The organism is Rhizobium sp. WSM1328 (genome assembly GCF_057653715.1).
In genome coordinates, this window is record NZ_JBYGKO010000004.1 from 263,611 (window position 1) to 282,442 (window position 18,832).

An 18,832-nucleotide genomic window follows, 5' to 3' on the forward strand; every position below is an offset into this window, starting at 1 on the left:
TCAGCCACCCGCACCGGGCGGTGCGTCGTTTTCGAGATATTCTTCATATTGAACCGTCTCGGTCTCATTCGTGTCGATCGAGGCATCGGCGCGTTTCGCCAGGCGAACGCCCGCACCCCCGCCATTTTCCGGGATGAAGATCACACCCGCGCCCTCCAGGGCGTGCTTCATATCCTGAAGCGTTCGTTCGTAGGGCGAGCGCTTTCCGGCCTCGAAATTAGCGATCGTCGCCTTTGCGACTTTCGAGGCCGATGAAAGCTCGTCCTGAGACCATGCCAAAAGGGCGCGAGCAGCGCGGCACTGAGCGGAAGATAGACACAAAACAATAACCTTGCATCAAAAGTGTGATTCAGCCTCGAGCAGATTATATTAAAAACGCAATGTCGATGCAAGCGATGAGCGCCCGGCGCCAGCGTAAACTGGGTTTTATTGTCTTTATTAGGTTTTAGACCTGCGCTCCGGGCTTACCATGCAACGTGCCCCACATTACCTCGCATCAAGAAGAACGTGCCCGGGCCGCATGCACTGGCGAAATCGGCATCTCTTACCTGGTGATCTCGATAGAACATGTTCCCATGCCCGGTGCCCGTCGTCAACGAACGGCCGCTACCACATTGCCCGTGGCGCGACCGTGTCCGGTCATCAAGCGAGAGTAGCGAGCAGTCCGTCTTGTCGGGCCTCCAGATGCCTACCTTTTTCATCTCGTAGGCGGGAATCACGCAAGCTAGCGGCTGCCCTGGCTTGCAAGGGTGGTTAGCTACTGTCAGGCGGCGAGAAGAAACAGTTCACGTCGTTTTCCGTCGGATGAAGGCAGATATGATATGGCCATCGCCGGAGGGGATTTCGTCCCCATACGGAATGAAGAACAGGTGTGGTTCCGTCACGAGGTGGTGGTCGCCGGCCTGCAGGAGGACGCAAAAGCCGCGGGGCCCTCGACTGATGTCCTGAGTGGGAATGGCCTCACAATCTCCAACCAAACCCTGAGCTTTGCAGCACGCCGGAGGATAGGTCCAGCCGCTCTTCGCTTCATGGGCGTCGGTTCGAACGATAGTGCAGATGGAGATCGCCCCAAGCGCGACCAGGAATACTGTTGATGTGGCGAGCGTCATTGCATGCCTCCTTGGAGGCAGCCCCTCGAAAAACGCCGGGAGGTTGCGCACTCATTACCAAAACGCGAGATCTTTCTCGACAGCTCGATTGCTGTTTTTGCTACCAGCCTGCGCCCGAAGGGCCGTCGCCGTGATGCGTAGAGGCACTCGGGAGGTGGATCGAACATCGGCGCAGTCATGGTACTCCTCGGCTGCGTGGAAGTGAAATCAGACTCCCGCCACGTGGCAAAAGGCATCCCTGCCGTCCTTCATGGCAACCCTCGGGGTGAGTAGGAGTGGAGACTCCGAAGCCCGCAAGTGCACCCCTATGCCATTCTTTCGACCTTCAGTACTCCACGCCCGTTCTCTCGAACGACAAGGTTGATTGACTGAATATTATTAAAGCCTAATTTAGCTTACCTTTATCACGCACCCGGGAGGTAACAATGCGTGAGCCGGATATGCAAAAACTCGATGCGCTTGTCGGTCGTCTTGTTGGCGACGTCGGCGCCGCCATGTCAGGTGCCTTGGTCGTGCTTGGCGACCAGGTCGGAATCTACAAGGCGATGGCCGACGGAACGCCGATGAGCGTCCAGGAGCTTGCCAAGAAGACGGGGATCAAGGAGCGCTATCTCAGGGAATGGCTGAGCGCCCAGGCGGCGGCCGACTATGTCGCTTACGATGAAAGGACCGATCGTTTCAGCCTGACGCCGGAGCAGGCGATGGTCTTTGGCGAGGAAAACAGCCCGGCCTTCTTCGTCGGCGCCTTCGAGGTCGTGCAATCCATGTGGATGGACGAGCCCAAGGTCGCCGACGCCTTCCGCACGGGGGAGGGTCTCGGCTGGCATGAGCATAGCACCTGCCTGTTTCGGGGAACCGAGCGGTTCTTCCGTCCGGGCTATAACAGCCATCTCGTCAATGAATGGATTCCGGCTCTTGGCGGGGTCGAGGAAAAGCTCAAGGCCGGCGCCAGTGTCGCCGATGTCGGCTGCGGTCATGGGGCATCGACCATCCTGATGGCGCAGGCTTATCCGGCCTCCCGCTTCACCGGCTTCGACTATCACGGCCCGTCGATCGAAAGGGCAAACGCCGCCGCCAAGGAAGCGGGTGTTTCCGACCGTGTGACCTTCGAGCAGGGCTCGGCGGCGGAATTTCCGGGGCGCGGCTACGACATGGTCGCCATGTTCGATTGCCTTCACGACATGGGCGATCCGGTCGGCGCCGGCCGGCATGTCAAGGACACGCTTGGGCCGAACGGCACGTGGCTCATCGTCGAGCCCTTTGCCCATGACCATCTCAAGGACAATCTCAATCCGGTCGGTCGCGTCTATTACGGCGCGTCGACGATGATCTGCACGCCAGCATCGCTCTCCCAGGAGGTTGGGCTCGGGCTCGGCGCCCAGGCGGGAGAAATGAAGCTTCGAAAGGTCGCGCTCGACGCCGGGTTCACGCATTTCCGTCGCGCCACGGAAACGCCGTTCAACATGGTGTTCGAAGTCCGGGCATGAAGCCAGGTCCCGCCGATCGGGACGAGCAGCTATCGCAGTTTTCCGATGCTGGCATACATGCCTGTCGTGCGGAATTCGGTGGGATTGGTGCCGTAGACGCGGCGGAAGACCTTGGAGAAATAGTTGGGGTCTTCGAACCCGCACATGATGGCGACTTCCTTGACCGGCAGGAAGTCGGCCTTGGTCAGAAGCTTGACGGCGCGCTGCAGGCGTTGCTGCAGCACGAATTCGGCCGGCGGCATGCCCTCGCTCTCGGCAAAGCTGCGCGAGAAATGCGCGCGGCTGAGGCCGACGATGCCGGCAAGCTCGCTGACCGGCAGCGGCTTTTCGAGGTTGGCGTTGATATGGTCGATCACCGGCTGCATCAGGCTGAGCTCGGCGGCGAAGGCCGGCGAGCCGAAGACGTCGTCGTAAAGCGCCATCGCCGCTTCATAGGCAATCGCCGAGGCGGCACCCGGCGACGTCGCGCCCTTGACCAGGCGCAGGCTGCAATCGGCGAGATGATCGATGGTCGAGGGCTGGAGCTTCAGCACCGGCCCGGCGGTCGACAGCACCATCTGGTGGATGCGCAGCGTTTCCTCGCCATTCATCGAGATCCAGAAATATTCCCATCGGTCGCCCTTCTCCAGCCAGTAGCGATGATTGTGCGGCACGAGAACGAGCAGCGTGTCGCCGCCTTGAAGGCGATAGTTGCGGTGCTGGTAGCGCAGCTGGCCGCTGCCGCTGATCGTGTGCTGCAGCACGGTGAAGGGGGTTTGGCCGCGCCGGCGGCCGTCCCAGTCATAGCTCTCGTTTTCGCGCACTTCATAGCCGGCGCTGGTCGGCATGGCGTGCAATCGCTGGCGGCCCCGGGGTAGCGAAACCGTCCTCATCGACTGTCCGTTGGCGATCAAATCCTGCAGCACAAAATTACCCCTGAAAGCATAATCCTTCTCTGGTCGCCCTGTCGATTTCGGGCATAATCCCGGCCGACAAGAGGAAGAGACCACGGCCGAAAGAGCGGCCGGGAGAAAAAAGGCAGATTTTACGGTGTTTTCAGCCACATGCGTCAGCATGCGGCCTGATCCTCCATAACCTTCTTTTCCTTAGCATTCGATTGGATCGAGGTGAAGATCATGAGTTTCAAAATCGCTATCATCGGTGCGGGCAGCGTCGGTTTCACCAAGAAGCTGTTTACCGATATATTGTGCGTTCCCGAGTTTCGAGACGTCGAATTCGCGCTGACGGATCTCAGCGAACACAATCTCGAAATGATCAAGGCGATCCTCGACCGCGTCGTCGAGGCGAACGGGCTGCCGACGAAGGTGACGGCGACCACCAACCGGCGCCAGGCGCTGGAAGGCGCGCGTTATATTATCAGCTGCGTCCGGGTCGGTGGGCTCGAGGCCTATGCCGACGATATCAGAATTCCCCTGAAATACGGCATCGACCAGTGCGTCGGCGATACGATCTGTGCTGGCGGCATCCTCTATGGCCAGCGCAACATCCCGGTCATTCTCGACTTCTGCAAGGATATCCGCGAGGTCGCCGATCCCGGCGCGAAATTCCTGAACTATGCCAACCCGATGGCGATGAACACCTGGGCGGCGATCGAATATGGCAAGGTCGATACCGTCGGCCTCTGCCACGGCGTCCAGCATGGCGCCGAACAGATCGCCGAGGTGCTCGGCGCCAAATCGCTGAGCGAGCTCGACTATATCTGCTCCGGCATCAACCACCAAACCTGGTTCATCGATCTGCGCCTCAACGGCCGCAGGATCGGCAAGGACGAGCTCATCGCCGCCTTCGAGGCGCATCCTGTCTATTCGCAGCAGGAGAAATTGCGCATCGACGTGCTGAAGCGTTTCGGCGTCTATTCCACGGAAAGCAACGGCCATCTCTCGGAATACCTGCCCTGGTATCGCAAGCGGCCGGACGAAATCACCCGCTGGATCGACATGTCCGACTGGATCCACGGCGAGACCGGCGGCTATCTCCGCCATTCCACTGAAACGCGCAACTGGTTCGAGACGGAATATCCGCAATTTTTGGAATCCGCCGCAAAGCCGATCGATCCCGCCAAGCGCTCGAACGAACATGCCAGCCATATCCTCGAGGCGCTGGAGACGAACCGGGTCTATCGCGGCCATTTCAACGTCAAGAACAATGGCGTCATCACCAACCTGCCGTCCGATGCGATCATCGAATCGCCGGGCTTCGTCGATCGCTTCGGCATCAACATGGTCTCCGGCGTCACCCTGCCGGAAGCCTGCGCGGCCACCTGCATCGCCTCGATCAACGTCCAGCGCATGTCGGTGCACGCGGCGATATCGGGCGACATCGACCTCCTGAAGCTTGCCGTGCTGCACGACCCGCTGGTCGGCGCCGTCTCGACGCCGGAAGAGGTCTGGCAGATGGTCGACGAAATGGTCGTTGCCCAGGCGCGCTGGCTGCCGCAATATGCGCATGCCGTGCCGGCCGCCAAGGAGCGGCTGTCGAAATCGAAGGTGCAGACCCGCGACTGGGCGGGGGCCGCACGCCGCAACGTTCGCTCGATCGAGGAGCTGCGCGCGGAAAAGGCGGCACTGAAACAGGCCGTCTGATTTTCGTGAAAGATGGGTCGTCATGGGTTTCCGGGAGGGAAATCCATGACGTCAGGCCCGCTTTCATGTCGTTCGAGGAAAAAGGAGCCGCGTGAGCCGTGCTCCGGAACAAGAGGGAGAAACGATGATGAAGTTCCGTAACGCAGGCATTCTGGCCGGACTGGCGCTCAGCGTCTCAGCCGCGGCGCTGAATGCATATGCCTCCGAGCCAACCGTTCCGCCGGCGCCGGCGGACTTTCCGGCCGAAGGCAAGATCAACTATGTGGCGCGCGACTCCATCCTGGAGTTCAAGGCGCTGCCCGAGTATCACGAGCCCGACTGGGTCACGAAGAATTTCGTCGCCACCGGCAAGCTGCCGCCGGTCAAGGATCGCCTGCCGAAGGAGCCGATGGTCTTCAAGACAGGCAATATGCCCGACGGCATCGGTGTCTACGGCGATACGATGCGTCACGTCATCGGCGGCCGGCCGGAAGGCTGGAACTATGGCGCCGGCCAGACGCAGGGCTGGGGCGGCATCGATATCGGTCTGTCCGAATGCCTGACGCGCACCGCGCCGCTGTTCCAGGTGCAGGCCTCCGACACCGAGCCGCTGCCCAACCTCGCCAAGAGCTGGGATTGGTCGCAAGACGGCCATAAGCTGACCATGCACCTGGTCGAAGGCGCCAAATGGTCCGACGGCGCGCCGTTCAACGCCGACGACATCATGTTCTACTGGGACGACGAAGTCGTCGACCCGAACGTCTCGCCACTCGGCGGCGGCGCCTCGCCGGAAGCTTTCGGCGTGGGAACGACGCTGAAGAAGGTCGACGATTACACCGTCGAATGGACCTTCAAGGAGGCCTTCCCGAAGCAATATCTCTATACGATGTCCTACCCGAACTTCTGCCCGGGTCCGTCGCATATCCTGAAGCCGAAGCATCCGAAATATTCGAAGAACACCTACGACCAGTTCAAGAACGCGTTCCCGCCGGAGTTCATGAACATGCCGGTCATGGGCGCCTGGGTGCCGGTGGAATATCGCTCCGACGATATCATCGTCATGCGCCGCAACCCTTACTACTGGAAGGTGGACGAGAAGGGCGATCAGTTGCCCTATCTGAACGAGCTGCACTACAAGCTTTCGACCTGGGCCGACCGCGACGTTCAGGCCGTGGCGGGATCAGCCGATTTCTCCAACCTCGAGCAGCCGGAAAACTTCGTCGCCTCGCTGAAGCGTGCCGCGGAAAAAACCGCACCCGCCCGTCTCGCCTTCGGCCCGCGCCTCATCGGCTACAATCTTCGCATGAACTTCTCCGCCAACGGCTGGGGCAACCCGGACGAGCGCGGTGAGGCGATCCGCGAGCTCAACCGCAACGAGGATTTCCGCAAGGCCGTCACCATGGCGCTCGACCGCAAGGCGATCGGCGACTCGCTGGTCAAGGGGCCGTTCACCGCGATCTATCCCGGCGGGCTCTCCTCCGGCACCAGCTTCTACGACCGCAACTCGACCGTCTACTATCCCTTCGATCTTAAGGGCGCCAAGGAGGAACTCGCCAAGGCCGGCCTCAAGGACACCGATGGCAACGGCGTCGTGAACTTCCCGGCCGGGACACTCGGCGGCAAGGATGTCGAAATCGTCATGCTGATCAACAATCAGTACACGACCGACAAGAGCCTCGCCGAAGGTGTCGTCGGCCAGATGGAGAAGCTTGGTCTGAAGATCGTCATCAACGCGCTCGACGGCGCCAAGCGTGACGACGCCCACTATGCCGGCCGCTTCGACTGGCTGATCCAGCGCAACACGACGGAACTGTCGTCGGTGGTGCAGAACACCGAACAGCTTGCCCCCGTCGGTCCGCGCACCAGCTGGCACCATCGCGCCGGCAAGGATGATCAGCTTGATCTGATGCCGTTCGAGAAGGAGCTTGTCGATGTCGTCAACAAGTTCAGGACGAGCCAAAGCAACGACGAGCGCGTCGATCTGATGAAGCAGTATCAGAAGATCTCGACGGAGCACGTCAACACCGTTGGCCTGACGGAATATCCGGGCGCCCTGATCGTCAACAAGCGGTTCTCTAACGTGCCCCAGGGTACGCCGATCATGATGTTCAACTGGGCTGAAGATTCGGTTATCCGCGAACGCCTGTGGGTGGCCGCCGACAAGCAGGGCAAATACGAGCTGTTCCCCGAACAGCTGCCTGGCAAGCCCGGCGACAAGGGTCCCATAAACTAGAGCTCCCTCCCAGCTGAAGTGAGCTTCCGGCCGCGCGTGCAGCGCGCGGCCGGGCAAGACCAACAAGCCGGCCGCGCTGACGAGGAGCGACTGGCGGCAAGGAGAAGCGAACCGTCTAATGTTACGATTCCTGCTCGTGCGCATAGCCTCCGCGATCCCCGTTCTCTTCATTCTGAGCGTGGTGACTTTCGCGATCATCCAGGCCCCGCCTGGCGACTACGCCGACTACATCCGCTCCCAGCTGATCAACCAGGGCGGCGCGTCCTATGCGCAGGCCGAAGAGCAGGCGCAGGCTTACCGCGTCGAACACGGCCTCGATAAGCCGCTGGTCGTCCAATACGTCAACTGGATCGGCGGCATCGTGACGCGCGGCGATTTCGGATACAGCATGTTCTATAACAAGCCGGTCGCCGATGTCGTTGGCGAACGCCTGCCGAGGACACTGCTCCTGGCGCTCGTCTGCCACATCTTCGCCTCGGTGCTCGGCATCGTTTTCGGCATCTGGGCGGCGACCCGACAATACAGCTGGATCGACAGCCTGCTATCGGGGATTTCCTTCCTCGGCATGACGGTGCCGCGCTTCCTGATGGCGCTGATCATCGTCTATCTCCTGGTCTTCCAGCTCAATGTTTCCGAGATCGGTAGCTTCTTTTCGCCGCAGTATGGCGGCGCGCCATGGTCCTGGGCGAAATTCGTCGATCTCGTCCACCATGTCTGGCCGGTCGTGGCGATCGCCACCTTCGGCGGGCTCGCCTACAATATGCGTGTCATGCGCGGCAATCTGCTCGATACGCTGAACGCCCAATATGTCGAGACGGCCAAGGCCAAGGGGCTTTCCGGCGCGGCCGTGGTGATGCGACATGCGGTGCCGAACGCGCTGCATCCGCTGGTGATGTATCAAGGCGTCGTGCTGCCTTACATGCTGACCGGCGAGATCGAAACCGCCATCATCTTCGCATTGCCGACCGTCGGTCCGGCCATCGTCGGCTCGATGGCGGTCGGCGACGTCTATGTCACCGCCACCTTCATGATGGTGCTGTCGGCCACCCTGATCATCGGCAATATCATCGCCGACATGCTGCTCGCTCTTCTCGATCCGCGTGTCCGCCAATATGGAGGAGCCTGAGATGCTTGCTTTCGACTCTTCCGCGACGCCACCGACAACCGACATCGTGACCAAGCCATCGCGTGGGCAGGAAAGCTATATCGCCCTTGTCTGGCGTCGGTTGAGGCGCTCCTGGACCGGCATGGCCGGGCTCGTGCTCGTCGTGCTCTTGATCCTCATGGCGATCTTCGCCGATTTCTTCGCGCCGATGGATCCGAAGGCGACCGATGTCGGCTTCGCGCCGCCACAGGTGATGAGCTTCCACGACAAGGACGGCGATTTCGTCTTCCAGCCGCGCGTCTACGCGCTGTCGGATTCCGAAGAGCTCGATCCGGTCACTTTCCAGCCGATCGTCGGCATCGATTACGACAATCCGCGGCTGCTCGGCTTCTTCGTCAAGGGCGCCGAATACCGGCTTTTCGGCCTGATCCCGGCCAGCCGGCACTTCTTCGGCTCGACCGACGGCCAGCCGGTGCATTTCCTCGGCACCGACAAGTTCGGCCGCGACGTGCTGTCGCGCGCCATCATCGGCTCGCGCATTTCGCTGACGATTGCCCTGACGGTTGTCTTCATCGTCACCATCATCGGCACGACCGTCGGCATGGTGTCGGGTTACTTCGGCGGCACCTTCGATGTCTGGCTGCAGCGTTTCGTCGACCTGGTGCTCGCCTTCCCGCAACTGCCGCTCTATCTGGCGCTGACCTCGCTGATCCCGGTGACGGCGCCGACCAATGTCTTCCTTGCCTTCGTCATCGTCGTCATGTCGGCGCTCGGCTGGGCGCAGATGTCGCGCGAGGTGCGTGGCAAGACCTTGGCACTCGCCCGCATCGATTATGTCAGGGCGGCCATGGCCGTTGGCGCCACCGACACGCGCATCATCATGCAGCACATCTTCCCGAATGTGATGAGCCACGTCATCGTCGCGGTGACGCTGCATATACCGAGCGTCGTGCTGTTGGAATCCTTCCTCGGTTTCCTCGGTTTCGCCGTCAAGCCGCCGCTGATCTCCTGGGGGCTGATGCTGCAGGATACGGCGACCTATTCGGTCATCGGCTCCTATCCCTGGATTCTCGCTCCTGTCGGCTTCGTGCTCGTCACCGTCTTCGCGTTCAACGCGCTCGGCGACGGATTGCGCGACGCGGTCGATCCTTATTGAGGTGATTGATATGGCTCTCGCACTGGTCAATTCCTTCGCCCCGCCCGTCCGCCACGATCATGATGGCCGCTCGGACACGCCTGTTATCGACGCCCGCAATGTGGCGGTGAATTTCAAGGTCGAAGACGGCATGGTCGAAGCCGTCAAGGACGTCTCCTTCCAGCTCTATCGCGGCGAGACGATCGCGATCGTCGGCGAATCCGGTTCCGGCAAATCGGTGACGGCGCGAACGGTGATGGGGCTGTTGTCGAAGCGCGCCGTCGTCTCCGAGAAATCGACGGTCGCCTATGACGGCAGCAACATCCTGAAATTTTCCGAGCGGGAGCGCCGCAAGCTGCGCGGCGACCGCATTTCGATGATCTTCCAGGAACCGATGAGCTCGCTGAACCCGATCTATACGATCGGCAGCCAGATCGTCGAAGCGATCCGCGTGCATCGCCGGATCAGCAAGCGGGATGCGCAAAAGCGGGCGCTCGAACTGCTGGAGCATGTGCAGATCCCCGATCCCGCCGCGCGGCTGATGCAATATCCGCATCAGCTTTCGGGCGGCCAGCGCCAGCGCGTGATGATCGCCATGGCGCTTGCCAACGATCCCGACGTGCTGATCGCCGACGAGCCGACGACGGCGCTCGACGTCACCGTGCAGGCGCAGATCCTGAACCTGATCCGCAACCTGCAGAAGGAGCTGGGGATGGCCGTCATCCTCATCACCCACGACCTGACCGTGGTGCGACAGTTTTCCGATTACGTCTATGTGATGCAGTACGGCGAAGTGCGCGAGCACAACACCACCGAAGCCCTGTTTGCCAATCCGAAGGACGCCTATACCAAGCATCTGCTTGCCTCCGAGCCGCGGGGCGAGGCCAATCCACTGCCCGAAGGGTCGGATGTCATCCTCGATGCCAAGGGCGTGCGCGTCTCCTTCATGATGCGTCACGGTACCTTTCTCAAGCCGGCGATGCGTGAGCTTGTCGCCGTCGACAGCCTCGACCTGACGCTGCGCCGTCACGAGACGCTGGGGCTGGTGGGCGAATCCGGTTCCGGCAAGACGACGTTCGGCCAGGCGATCCTGCGACTGAACACGCCCGACAGTGGCGAGATCCGTTTCGCCAATCAGCCGATCCACGGCCTATCCCGGGCCGAGATGCGGCCCTTGCGCGCCCGCATGCAGGTGGTGTTCCAGGACCCGTTCTCATCGCTCAATCCGCGCATGACGATCGGCCAGATCATTGAGGAGGGGCTGGTCGTCAACCGGCTGGGCGCGACCAAGGCCGAACGGCAGGACCGGGTGCGCGAAGCGCTTGTCGCCGCCGGCATGCCCGGCAATATCCTGTCGCGATTCCCGCACGAATTTTCCGGGGGCCAGCGCCAGCGCATCGCCATTGCCCGCGCCATCGCGCTGGAGCCGGAATTCATCCTCCTCGACGAGCCGACATCGGCGCTCGACCTTTCCGTCCAGGCGCAGATCATCGAACTCTTGCGCAAGCTGCAGGACGAACGTGGCCTGAGCTACCTCTTCATCTCCCACGACCTCAAGGTCGTGCGCGCGCTCTGCCATCGCGTCATCGTCATGCAGCACGGCAAGATCGTCGAAGAGGGTCCCGTCAACGAAGTTTTGTCCCATCCCAAGACCGCTTACACCGAACGGCTCGTCAAGGCCGCTTTCGAGGTAGCATGATTGCCGAATGCCGGAGGTTATAATGGCAAGAAATCCCAAAATCACTTTCATCGGAGCTGGCTCCACCGTCTTCATGAAGAACATCGTCGGTGACGTGCTGCAGCGTCCGGCCCTGTCGGGCGCGACGATCGCCTTGATGGATCTCAACCCGCAGCGGCTGGAAGAAAGCGCCATCGTCGTCAACAAGCTGATCTCGACGCTCGGCGTGAAGGCGAAGGCCGAGACCTATTCTGACCAGCGCAAGGCGCTTTCGGGCGCCGATTTCGTCGTCGTCGCCTTCCAGATCGGCGGCTATGAACCCTGCACGGTCACCGATTTCGAGGTGCCGAAGAAATATGGCCTTCGCCAGACGATCGCCGATACGCTCGGCGTCGGTGGCATCATGCGCGGGCTTCGCACCGTGCCGCACCTCTGGAAGGTCTGCGAGGACATGCTCGCCGTCTGCCCCGAGGCGATCATGCTGCAATATGTCAACCCGATGGCGATCAACACCTGGGCGATATCGGAGAAATATCCGACCATTCGCCAGGTCGGCCTTTGCCATTCGGTGCAGGGCACGGCGATGGAACTGGCCCACGACCTCGATATTCCCTACGAGGAAATCCGTTACCGGGCGGCCGGCATCAACCACATGGCCTTCTATCTCAAATTCGAGCATCGCCAGGCCGACGGTTCTTACCGCGACCTCTATCCCGATCTCGTGCGCGCCTATCGCGAGGGCAGGGCGCCGAAGCCTGGCTGGAACCCGCGCTGCCCGAACAAGGTGCGCTACGAGATGCTGACGCGGCTCGGCTATTTCGTCACCGAGAGCTCGGAGCATTTCGCCGAATACACGCCCTATTTCATCAAGGAGGGCCGCGACGACCTGATCGAGAAATTCGGCATCCCGCTCGATGAATATCCGAAGCGCTGCATCGAGCAGATCGAGCGCTGGAAAGGCCAGGCGGAGGCCTATCGTTCGGCCGACAAGATCGAGGTCAAGCCTTCGAAGGAATATGCCTCCTCGATCATCAACTCGGTCTGGACCGGCGAGCCCTCGGTGATCTACGGCAATGTCCGCAACAATGGCTGCATCACCTCGCTGCCCGCCAATTGCGCCGCCGAGGTGCCCTGCCTCGTCGATGCCTCCGGCATCCAGCCAACCTTCATCGGCGACCTGCCGCCGCAGCTGACGGCTCTGATCCGCACCAATATCAACGTGCAGGAACTGACGGTGCAGGCGCTGATGACGGAAAATCGCGAGCATATCTATCACGCCGCGATGATGGACCCGCATACGGCAGCCGAACTCGACCTCGACCAGATCTGGTCGCTGGTCGACGATCTGCTCGCCACCCACGGCGACTGGCTGCCCGAATGGGCGCGCACCGCCCGCAAGGTACAGGCCGCCTGAGCCCCTCTCCCGGGTGAGGCGTCAAGAAGCCCCGCGGTCGCAACAACCGCAGGGCTTTTTCTTGGGATAACGGGTCACTCGTTTGTCAGGCTTCTGTTGCATTCCAGAATGCACGATCCCCAACGTCTTGAGCCCGAAGCGCAAGCCAGTGGCGCGGACATTTTTCGCGCGTCGGGTTCTGCAAATTATGGTACTTGAAAGTACGCAAATCTCCTTATAGTTTAGTCCATGGAGAAAATCGGCCAATGGACTTCGCACTCCTTTTCAACATATTCCGGAAGCCCAGGCAGCCCGACGTCACAGACGTCACACTCTGGCACAAGCACGAGACACTCCTGCCGGTGCCACTCGTGGACGCCGCAGCCCGAAACCCGTCGGGACAAATATGGCGCCGGCTGAACGGTGTGCAATGGGAATATAAGCAGGACCCCGAAACGATTGAAGAATTCGATGCTCGACAATATTGAGACCTGGAGCCCCAGCCGTCGCGGATAAATCCGCCCCGGTGCAGTTGCAAAGGACAGTGCCGCGATAGAGACAGGAGATTCTCCAAGCCGTCGAGGAGAACCATTCCCTATCATTTCGCTGCGGCTTTGGCCTTGTCGAACATCGGCGTGACCTTGTCACCTTTTGACATCTTTTTCACTTCGCCGTTGTAGATGTCTCCGTCGTACTGGTCATCGCCGGAAATGTTCTTAGTCCAAATCTGCTTGCCTACCCGCCACCAACCCTTGCACGGGCTGTAGACGAATTTGGTCTCGCCACTCTTATCTTTCCAATTCGAAGTAAAGCAAAAGGTGTTGCCGGTGCCTGTCCACGTGCCTTCCGCATAGCCATACTCACCTTTCTTTTTGCCAACTTTGACCCCTTTGAGCGTCCCGTCGGCAAACCAGGTGTAAGACCAAGCCGTCGCCGACGTCGTACTTGACGGTATGGCCGAGGTATAGATCCTTGACTTCCTGCTCGGACAATTCGACCGCGCTCTTCGGCAATTTCCCTTCATTCTTCGCAAAAGCCGGCGCTGAAAAGACCAACGCCATTGAGATCACAACAGCAGTAGCGGCTTTTTCACGGCTGATCCTCCTTCACTATTGATTGAAAACAGCGCCCATTTTGCCCCCGCGTAAATTCGCCCAATGGAGTTAACGGCGTCTCGGCAGGCTTTGCTTTGCGCCGGAATGGACCGAGGGACTGTCGAACTGGCTTTTCGAGCTGAAGGCGGGGTCAGGGGCATCGAGTTCCGGATCGGGCTGGCGTCGCCTGGAACAAAGAGGATCCGACTGCCTCGCGTGACGACATTGTCGATATCGCGAGGTCATTGGCGCGGCCAGGCAGGTGAGGTGAGGGGCACCACGGGTACACCCAAAGCGGAACGGCTTGCCGGGGGCAGTCGGTCCCGGGTTCCGCTCGTTCCCGAGCGGCGCTCCGCTAACCCTCCTGCGGCTACCCTTTTAACCGGTCAAGCCGTGCGCGAACTGGCGCCGGCGCGGACGCGCCTTTGCCTGGCATGCTCATTGTTTGGAGGAGGCGTGCCTGCCGTGGCAGGCACGATCTCAAGAACAAGAAGGGCTGACGGTCGCAAGTTCGGCATTTGGTTCACGACATGCACGCTATAAATACCGAGCTGTCATTCATGGACGTCTATTCCACACGCGTCGCGTGGCGACTTGTCGCGAAGCCTAGATTCCTGGTTGCCGAGCGCTCTCAACCATTCCCCATGGCGTGACGTCGAAGACCTGGTTTCGGAAGCGGCCGGCTAGATGGTGGTTTGCAGGCCGAGTTCCACCACCCGCCCGGTGGGCAGCCCGAAATAATCCGTGGCATTGCTGGCGTTGCGCGAAAGGGCGATGAACAGCCTGTCCTGCCAGAAGGGCAGGCCGCCCTTCCTTGATGGAAGGATCGTCCGGCGGGAGAGGAAGAACGAGGTCGACATGATGTCGAATTTCAGGCCGAGCTTTCGCACCAGGACAAGCGCGCGCGGGATGTTGGGCGTCTCCATGTAGCCGAAGGTGACGACGATTCGGCTGAACAGCGGATTGAAACTTTCGAGAAAGATCTTCTCGGTGTCGGGAACGAACGGCGTGGTGGCGGTGACGACGCTCAGGATGACGTTCCGCTCGTGAAGCACCTTGTAGTGCTTCAGACTGTGAAGGAGCGCCGTCGGCGCGCCCTCGACGTCGCTGGTCAGGAAGATCGCGGTTCCTGGCACCGTCGGTGGCTTCTTGCGGGCCAGGTTGTCGATGATCGTCGCGAGCGGAATTTCGTCGGCCTTGGTGCGACTGATGAGGAGCCGTCGCCCTGCCGTCCAGGTCTGCATGATGAGCGCCATGGTGGCGGCGACGGCCACCGGGACCCAGCCGCCGTCGGCGAACTTGGCGATGTTGGCCGCGAGGAAGCCGGCGTCGATCAGGGATATCGGGATGATGACGGCAAGGGTGGTCCCCAGTTTCCAACTCCAGATCCGCCGCATGACGACGAACAGCAGTACGGAGGTGATCAGCATCTCGCCGGTGACGGCGATGCCATAGGCGGCCGACAGTCCGCTGGAACTGCGGAAAAACAGGACCAGGGCCGCCACGAAGACGAAGAGCAGCGTGTTCACCCGCGGCATGTAGATCTGCCCCGAATGGGTCTCGGACGTGTGCAGGATCTGCAGGCGGGGAAGCAGGTTGAGATGGATCGCCTGGCGGACGAGCGAGTATGCTCCCGATATCACCGCCTGGCTGGCGATGACCGTCGCCGCCGTCGCGAGGCAGACCATGGGAATCCTGGCCCATTCTGGATGCATGTTGAAGAAGGGATGGGCGGCCATCGTGGGATTTGCGAGCACAAAGGCTCCCTGTCCGAAGTAGTTTAGGAGCAGGCTCGGGAAGACGAGCGCGAACCACGCCACGACGATCGGCCGCCGGCCAAAGTGTCCAAGGTCGACGTAAAGCGCCTCGGCGCCCGTCACCGCGAGGAAGACCGCGCCGAAGACCGCGACGGCGGAAGCGATGTTGTTGGCGACGTACCAAACGGCGTGGACCGGGTTGATCGCGCCGAGGACCGATGGATCGTCGAGGATGTGGATCGCCCCGCTGACGCCCAGGACGACAAACCACAGCGCCGTTATCGGACCGAAGACGGCCGCCACGCCGCCCGTGCCGAAACGCTGGACGAAGAACAGCGCGGCGATGATCGTCAGCGTGATCGGCACCACCCAGTTCGTAAGAGCGGGCGCCACCACCTGAATGCCCTCGACCGCCGAGAGAACGGAAATCGCCGGCGTGATGATGGCGTCGCCGAGAAACAGCGACGCGCCCGTCACGCCGAGGATAAGCACCCATTTGGGTCGTCCTCTTAGGCTCTCCCGCGCGAGGCTCATCAAAGACAGCGTTCCGCCTTCGCCCCGGTTATCCGCCTTCAGCACGAAGGTCACGTATTTCAGGGTGACGACGATGGTGAGAGCCCAGATGATCAATGAAAGGATGCCGAGGACGTTCTCTTGGTGGGCTCCCGACCCGCCCGTGGCGTGGAGAGCCTCCCTGAACGCGTAGAGTGGGCTCGTCCCGATGTCGCCATAGACGACGCCCAGCGCGGCGAGGACGAGCGAAGGTAGGCCGCCTCTGGTTTCCTCTCCGAGTTCCGGATCCTCGGATCGCATCTGGGTGGAGGTCAAAAGTCATGTCCTGTTTGGTTGCCGTGACTCTCGCGAGCCTCGGCGATTCAATTCCATCCCTACGATGATCGATATGGGAATGGCACTGGTCGGCAGGCCAACGCTTAACACGCCGGCGGGATGCGCGCATCCAGACCCTGGAGGTTATCCCGTGTCAGCGTAATGCCGCGCCGTTTCCCGGGCAGGTTCGCCGAACACCAGCCGCTCAACCGCCAGAGCGAACGCTATGCCCCGCGAGGGCATCCACGTGAGTTGATCGTAGTCCCGGTCCTCTTGCGAAGGCACTTTGCTGGGCACACCCGCGCCGCAAGTTCTTCGCGCTGGCCGACATCGCTGCACATGTGGAAGGAACGCCGCTCTGTTCTCGCCAATTGCCGTGGAAGCGACGAAGCCTCCGCGCAGCTCCGAATTTCCTGTTCGACTAACAGCTGGCCGAGCGGCTGGTTTGTCAGACAGCTGGCGGATCGAAACCGATCGAATGCCGGGCTTGGCGAGGATCTTTCCTTGCCGGCCAAGCGTGCCAATTTGATCGTACCCATCAGAGGCTACCACAGACACTGCCATTCCGGAAGCTCGAGGAATTCGCCAGTAGCTGGTCGCGCGCAGGTGTGTCATTGGCCGGCGCCAAGGCTGGCTAGACCAGCCAATCAAGGGACTTTCGCAGTCGCGCAGGAGCGTCTTGATCGATATATCGTCCATGGCTGAAGATCACCAGCTTCGGCTCCAGCGCCACCAGCCGCCGGGCCGCCGCCTTCGCGGGCTCGCCTCTCAACTGGACCACGGCTCGAAGGTAGATTAGCGCTCTCTCCCGCGCGCCGACAAGCGATGAGAAGAGCCGCATCCATGGGGATTGCTGGTGATCATCGAGGTTTTGGATCAGGTCGGTAACCACCAGGGCCTGGCTGTTCCGGTGAAAGAGGCAGACCTCGCTGAACCCACCGATGCCCGGCACCTCGATTTGATCGATATCCGCGGTCCAGTGAGCTTGGGATGCGTCGCCAAGATCGCCGTGCCATGGAATGCGCGCCTTCTTGACCTGGCGACGCTGCCTCAAGCCGGGCGCTGCCCAGACAAGGGCTTCGGGGACGCGTCCCTTCCAGTCCTTGACGAACCTCCAGTGCGCGCTGTTTGGCGCGACGATATGCCGGATGGGGCCAACTCGTTCGATCTCCAGTCGGAGGACTTGGTCGAAGCGGGTGGGCGAGTGGAGGAGCGTGCTGCCGTCGGCCAGCTGCATGATCGTCATTCGGACCGGCAAGGGGATGACGCCACCAGCGTGAAGGGGGCCGCTGTCAACGATCCAGATGCCCTGGCCGATAGGCTTCAGGATATCGAGAGGCGGGTAAATCGTCATGCGATCCTCGCACGGTCATAAACGAACGCGATTAAATTCCGCGTCGATATCGCCCTTGTATACGACGGCTGTTTCGGTTGTAGGTATTCGCAACCGCGAAAAGACCGAGCCCGACCGCTACCGTCGCCGCCACCGCACCCAGCGCCACCCGTTGCGTGCGTGATCGCAAACCGCCATCGATACCGCCTGGCCGCGTTGATGGAGCGAAGAGGTTGCCATCCGTCATAGGCCTGGAGTCAGCCTGTCTGAAGTAGGTCGTCATGAACCAGTTCATGAGTCGTGCGCTCAAGCGTGGAGCGAAAAAATGTCCGACGCGTATCAGGTCAGCGGTTGCACCGACCGTCGTTGTCACTTTTGGATGCCGGGAAACCCTGACGACCGCGTCGGCGACCTTGCGTGCGTCGTAGACCGGCGGCGGCGCCGATAACTTCCGACCCGTGTAGTTGGCGCCATGGCTGATCCCAGGTGTATCCATGAAAGCCGGATAGATATCGCAAATATGTATATTGGGATGGTTCGCCAGTTCGCCCCTGAGCGCCTCAGAAAATCCTTTCAAACCGAATTTACTGGCACTGTAGGCGGTGGCGTAAGGGGCTGCTGCGAAACCGCCCAGCGAGATCATGTTGATGAACACGCCGTGGTCCTGTTCGAGAAAAATCGGCAGCACGGCGTGGGCGTCGTTCATGTGACCGATCAGATTGGCACGGATCACCTGCTCGTGCGCCTCGATCGGGGTGTCCTGGAACTTGCCGACGGCGCCGACGCCGACGTTGCTCACCCACACGTCGATTGGGCCAACGCCAAGCGCTGCTTCGGCGAGCGCCTTTACCTGTTGGGCATCGGTGACATCTGTGGGAACGACGATAACATCGGCGCCCAGTCCACGACAGGTGTTGGCCACGGCCTGAAGTGCTACTGCGTTTCGGGCGGCAATCACGAGATTGGCGCCCTCTCGCGCGAAAGCCTCAGCAGTCGCTTGCCCGATGCCGCTGGAGGCTCCGGTGATCACCACCACTTTCTTTTGGGTCTTCATTTGGATCTCCACCTTCTTCATCATCGAACGTGACGTTCAGGCCAAGGGCGCCGAGACGATCGTGC

General features: G+C 61.0%; 15 protein-coding genes and 1 pseudogene. 9 read left to right on the plus strand and 7 right to left on the minus strand.

Going from position 1 to position 18,832, the window contains the following annotated elements; genetic code table 11:
• A complete protein-coding gene (locus tag AC2444_RS32500) occupies positions 1-321 on the minus strand; it encodes a helix-turn-helix domain-containing protein (RefSeq protein ID WP_012763392.1) in 321 nt (106 codons plus the stop codon).
• 464 nt (positions 322-785) lie between these two features.
• Complete coding sequence (locus AC2444_RS32505) at positions 786-1,109, minus strand: hypothetical protein (protein WP_245461287.1); 324 nt, start codon at positions 1,107-1,109, stop codon at positions 786-788.
• A 425-nt stretch (positions 1,110-1,534) separates the two neighbouring features.
• Between AC2444_RS32505 and AC2444_RS32510 the strand changes: the two genes are divergently transcribed.
• Positions 1,535-2,596, plus strand: coding sequence for a class I SAM-dependent methyltransferase (locus tag AC2444_RS32510; protein ID WP_128450080.1), 1,062 nt, complete (start codon positions 1,535-1,537; stop codon positions 2,594-2,596).
• Positions 2,597-2,625: 29 nt separating this feature from the next.
• Here the strand turns inward: AC2444_RS32510 and AC2444_RS32515 are convergent, their stop codons facing one another.
• A complete protein-coding gene (locus AC2444_RS32515; RefSeq protein WP_206615948.1) occupies positions 2,626-3,651 on the minus strand; it encodes an AraC family transcriptional regulator in 1,026 nt (341 codons plus the stop codon).
• 60 nt (positions 3,652-3,711) lie between these two features.
• On the opposite strand from AC2444_RS32515, the gene melA (AC2444_RS32520) reads away from it, so the two are divergent.
• From melA (AC2444_RS32520) to AC2444_RS32550, 7 genes are all read left to right on the plus strand, one after another.
• Positions 3,712-5,178 carry an alpha-glucosidase/alpha-galactosidase gene (melA, locus tag AC2444_RS32520; protein WP_128450081.1) on the plus strand — a complete coding sequence of 489 codons (1,467 nt, stop codon included), beginning with the start codon at positions 3,712-3,714 and terminating at the stop codon, positions 5,176-5,178.
• 124 nt (positions 5,179-5,302) lie between these two features.
• Positions 5,303-7,390: an ABC transporter substrate-binding protein gene (locus tag AC2444_RS32525; RefSeq protein WP_128450082.1), complete on the plus strand. Its 2,088-nt coding sequence runs from the start codon at positions 5,303-5,305 to the stop codon at positions 7,388-7,390.
• A 118-nt stretch (positions 7,391-7,508) separates the two neighbouring features.
• Positions 7,509-8,516, plus strand: a complete 1,008-nt coding sequence (locus tag AC2444_RS32530) for an ABC transporter permease (RefSeq protein WP_128450083.1) — start codon at positions 7,509-7,511, stop codon at positions 8,514-8,516.
• A gap of 1 nt (position 8,517) precedes the next feature.
• Entirely contained in the window at positions 8,518-9,651 is a 1,134-nt protein-coding gene (locus tag AC2444_RS32535) for an ABC transporter permease (protein WP_128450084.1), read from the plus strand.
• A 10-nt stretch (positions 9,652-9,661) separates the two neighbouring features.
• Entirely contained in the window at positions 9,662-11,329 is a 1,668-nt protein-coding gene (locus tag AC2444_RS32540) for an ABC transporter ATP-binding protein (RefSeq protein ID WP_128450085.1), read from the plus strand.
• Between the two features lie 22 nt (positions 11,330-11,351).
• Positions 11,352-12,722, plus strand: a complete 1,371-nt coding sequence (melA, locus tag AC2444_RS32545) for an alpha-glucosidase/alpha-galactosidase (protein ID WP_128407992.1) — start codon at positions 11,352-11,354, stop codon at positions 12,720-12,722.
• Between the two features lie 245 nt (positions 12,723-12,967).
• Complete coding sequence (locus AC2444_RS32550; protein WP_128450086.1) at positions 12,968-13,189, plus strand: hypothetical protein; 222 nt, start codon at positions 12,968-12,970, stop codon at positions 13,187-13,189.
• A 110-nt stretch (positions 13,190-13,299) separates the two neighbouring features.
• Here AC2444_RS32550 and AC2444_RS32555 read toward each other — a convergent pair whose 3' ends face one another.
• Complete coding sequence (locus AC2444_RS32555; RefSeq protein ID WP_245461288.1) at positions 13,300-13,725, minus strand: hypothetical protein; 426 nt, start codon at positions 13,723-13,725, stop codon at positions 13,300-13,302.
• A 164-nt stretch (positions 13,726-13,889) separates the two neighbouring features.
• On the opposite strand from AC2444_RS32555, the pseudogene AC2444_RS32560 reads away from it, so the two are divergent.
• Positions 13,890-14,061, plus strand: a pseudogene (locus AC2444_RS32560) (LysR family transcriptional regulator); the annotation flags it as partial.
• A 417-nt stretch (positions 14,062-14,478) separates the two neighbouring features.
• On the opposite strand, the gene AC2444_RS32565 reads toward AC2444_RS32560, so the two are convergent.
• From AC2444_RS32565 to AC2444_RS32575, 3 genes are all read right to left on the minus strand, one after another.
• Positions 14,479-16,365: a potassium transporter Kup gene (locus AC2444_RS32565; protein ID WP_432431633.1), complete on the minus strand. Its 1,887-nt coding sequence runs from the start codon at positions 16,363-16,365 to the stop codon at positions 14,479-14,481.
• A 649-nt stretch (positions 16,366-17,014) separates the two neighbouring features.
• Positions 17,015-17,734 carry a DUF4336 domain-containing protein gene (locus AC2444_RS32570; protein WP_128450088.1) on the minus strand — a complete coding sequence of 240 codons (720 nt, stop codon included), beginning with the start codon at positions 17,732-17,734 and terminating at the stop codon, positions 17,015-17,017.
• A gap of 31 nt (positions 17,735-17,765) precedes the next feature.
• Positions 17,766-18,767 (minus strand): SDR family oxidoreductase, encoded by a 1,002-nt coding sequence (locus AC2444_RS32575; RefSeq protein ID WP_128450098.1) that lies wholly within the window; start codon positions 18,765-18,767, stop codon positions 17,766-17,768.
• Positions 18,768-18,832 lie beyond the last annotated feature (65 nt).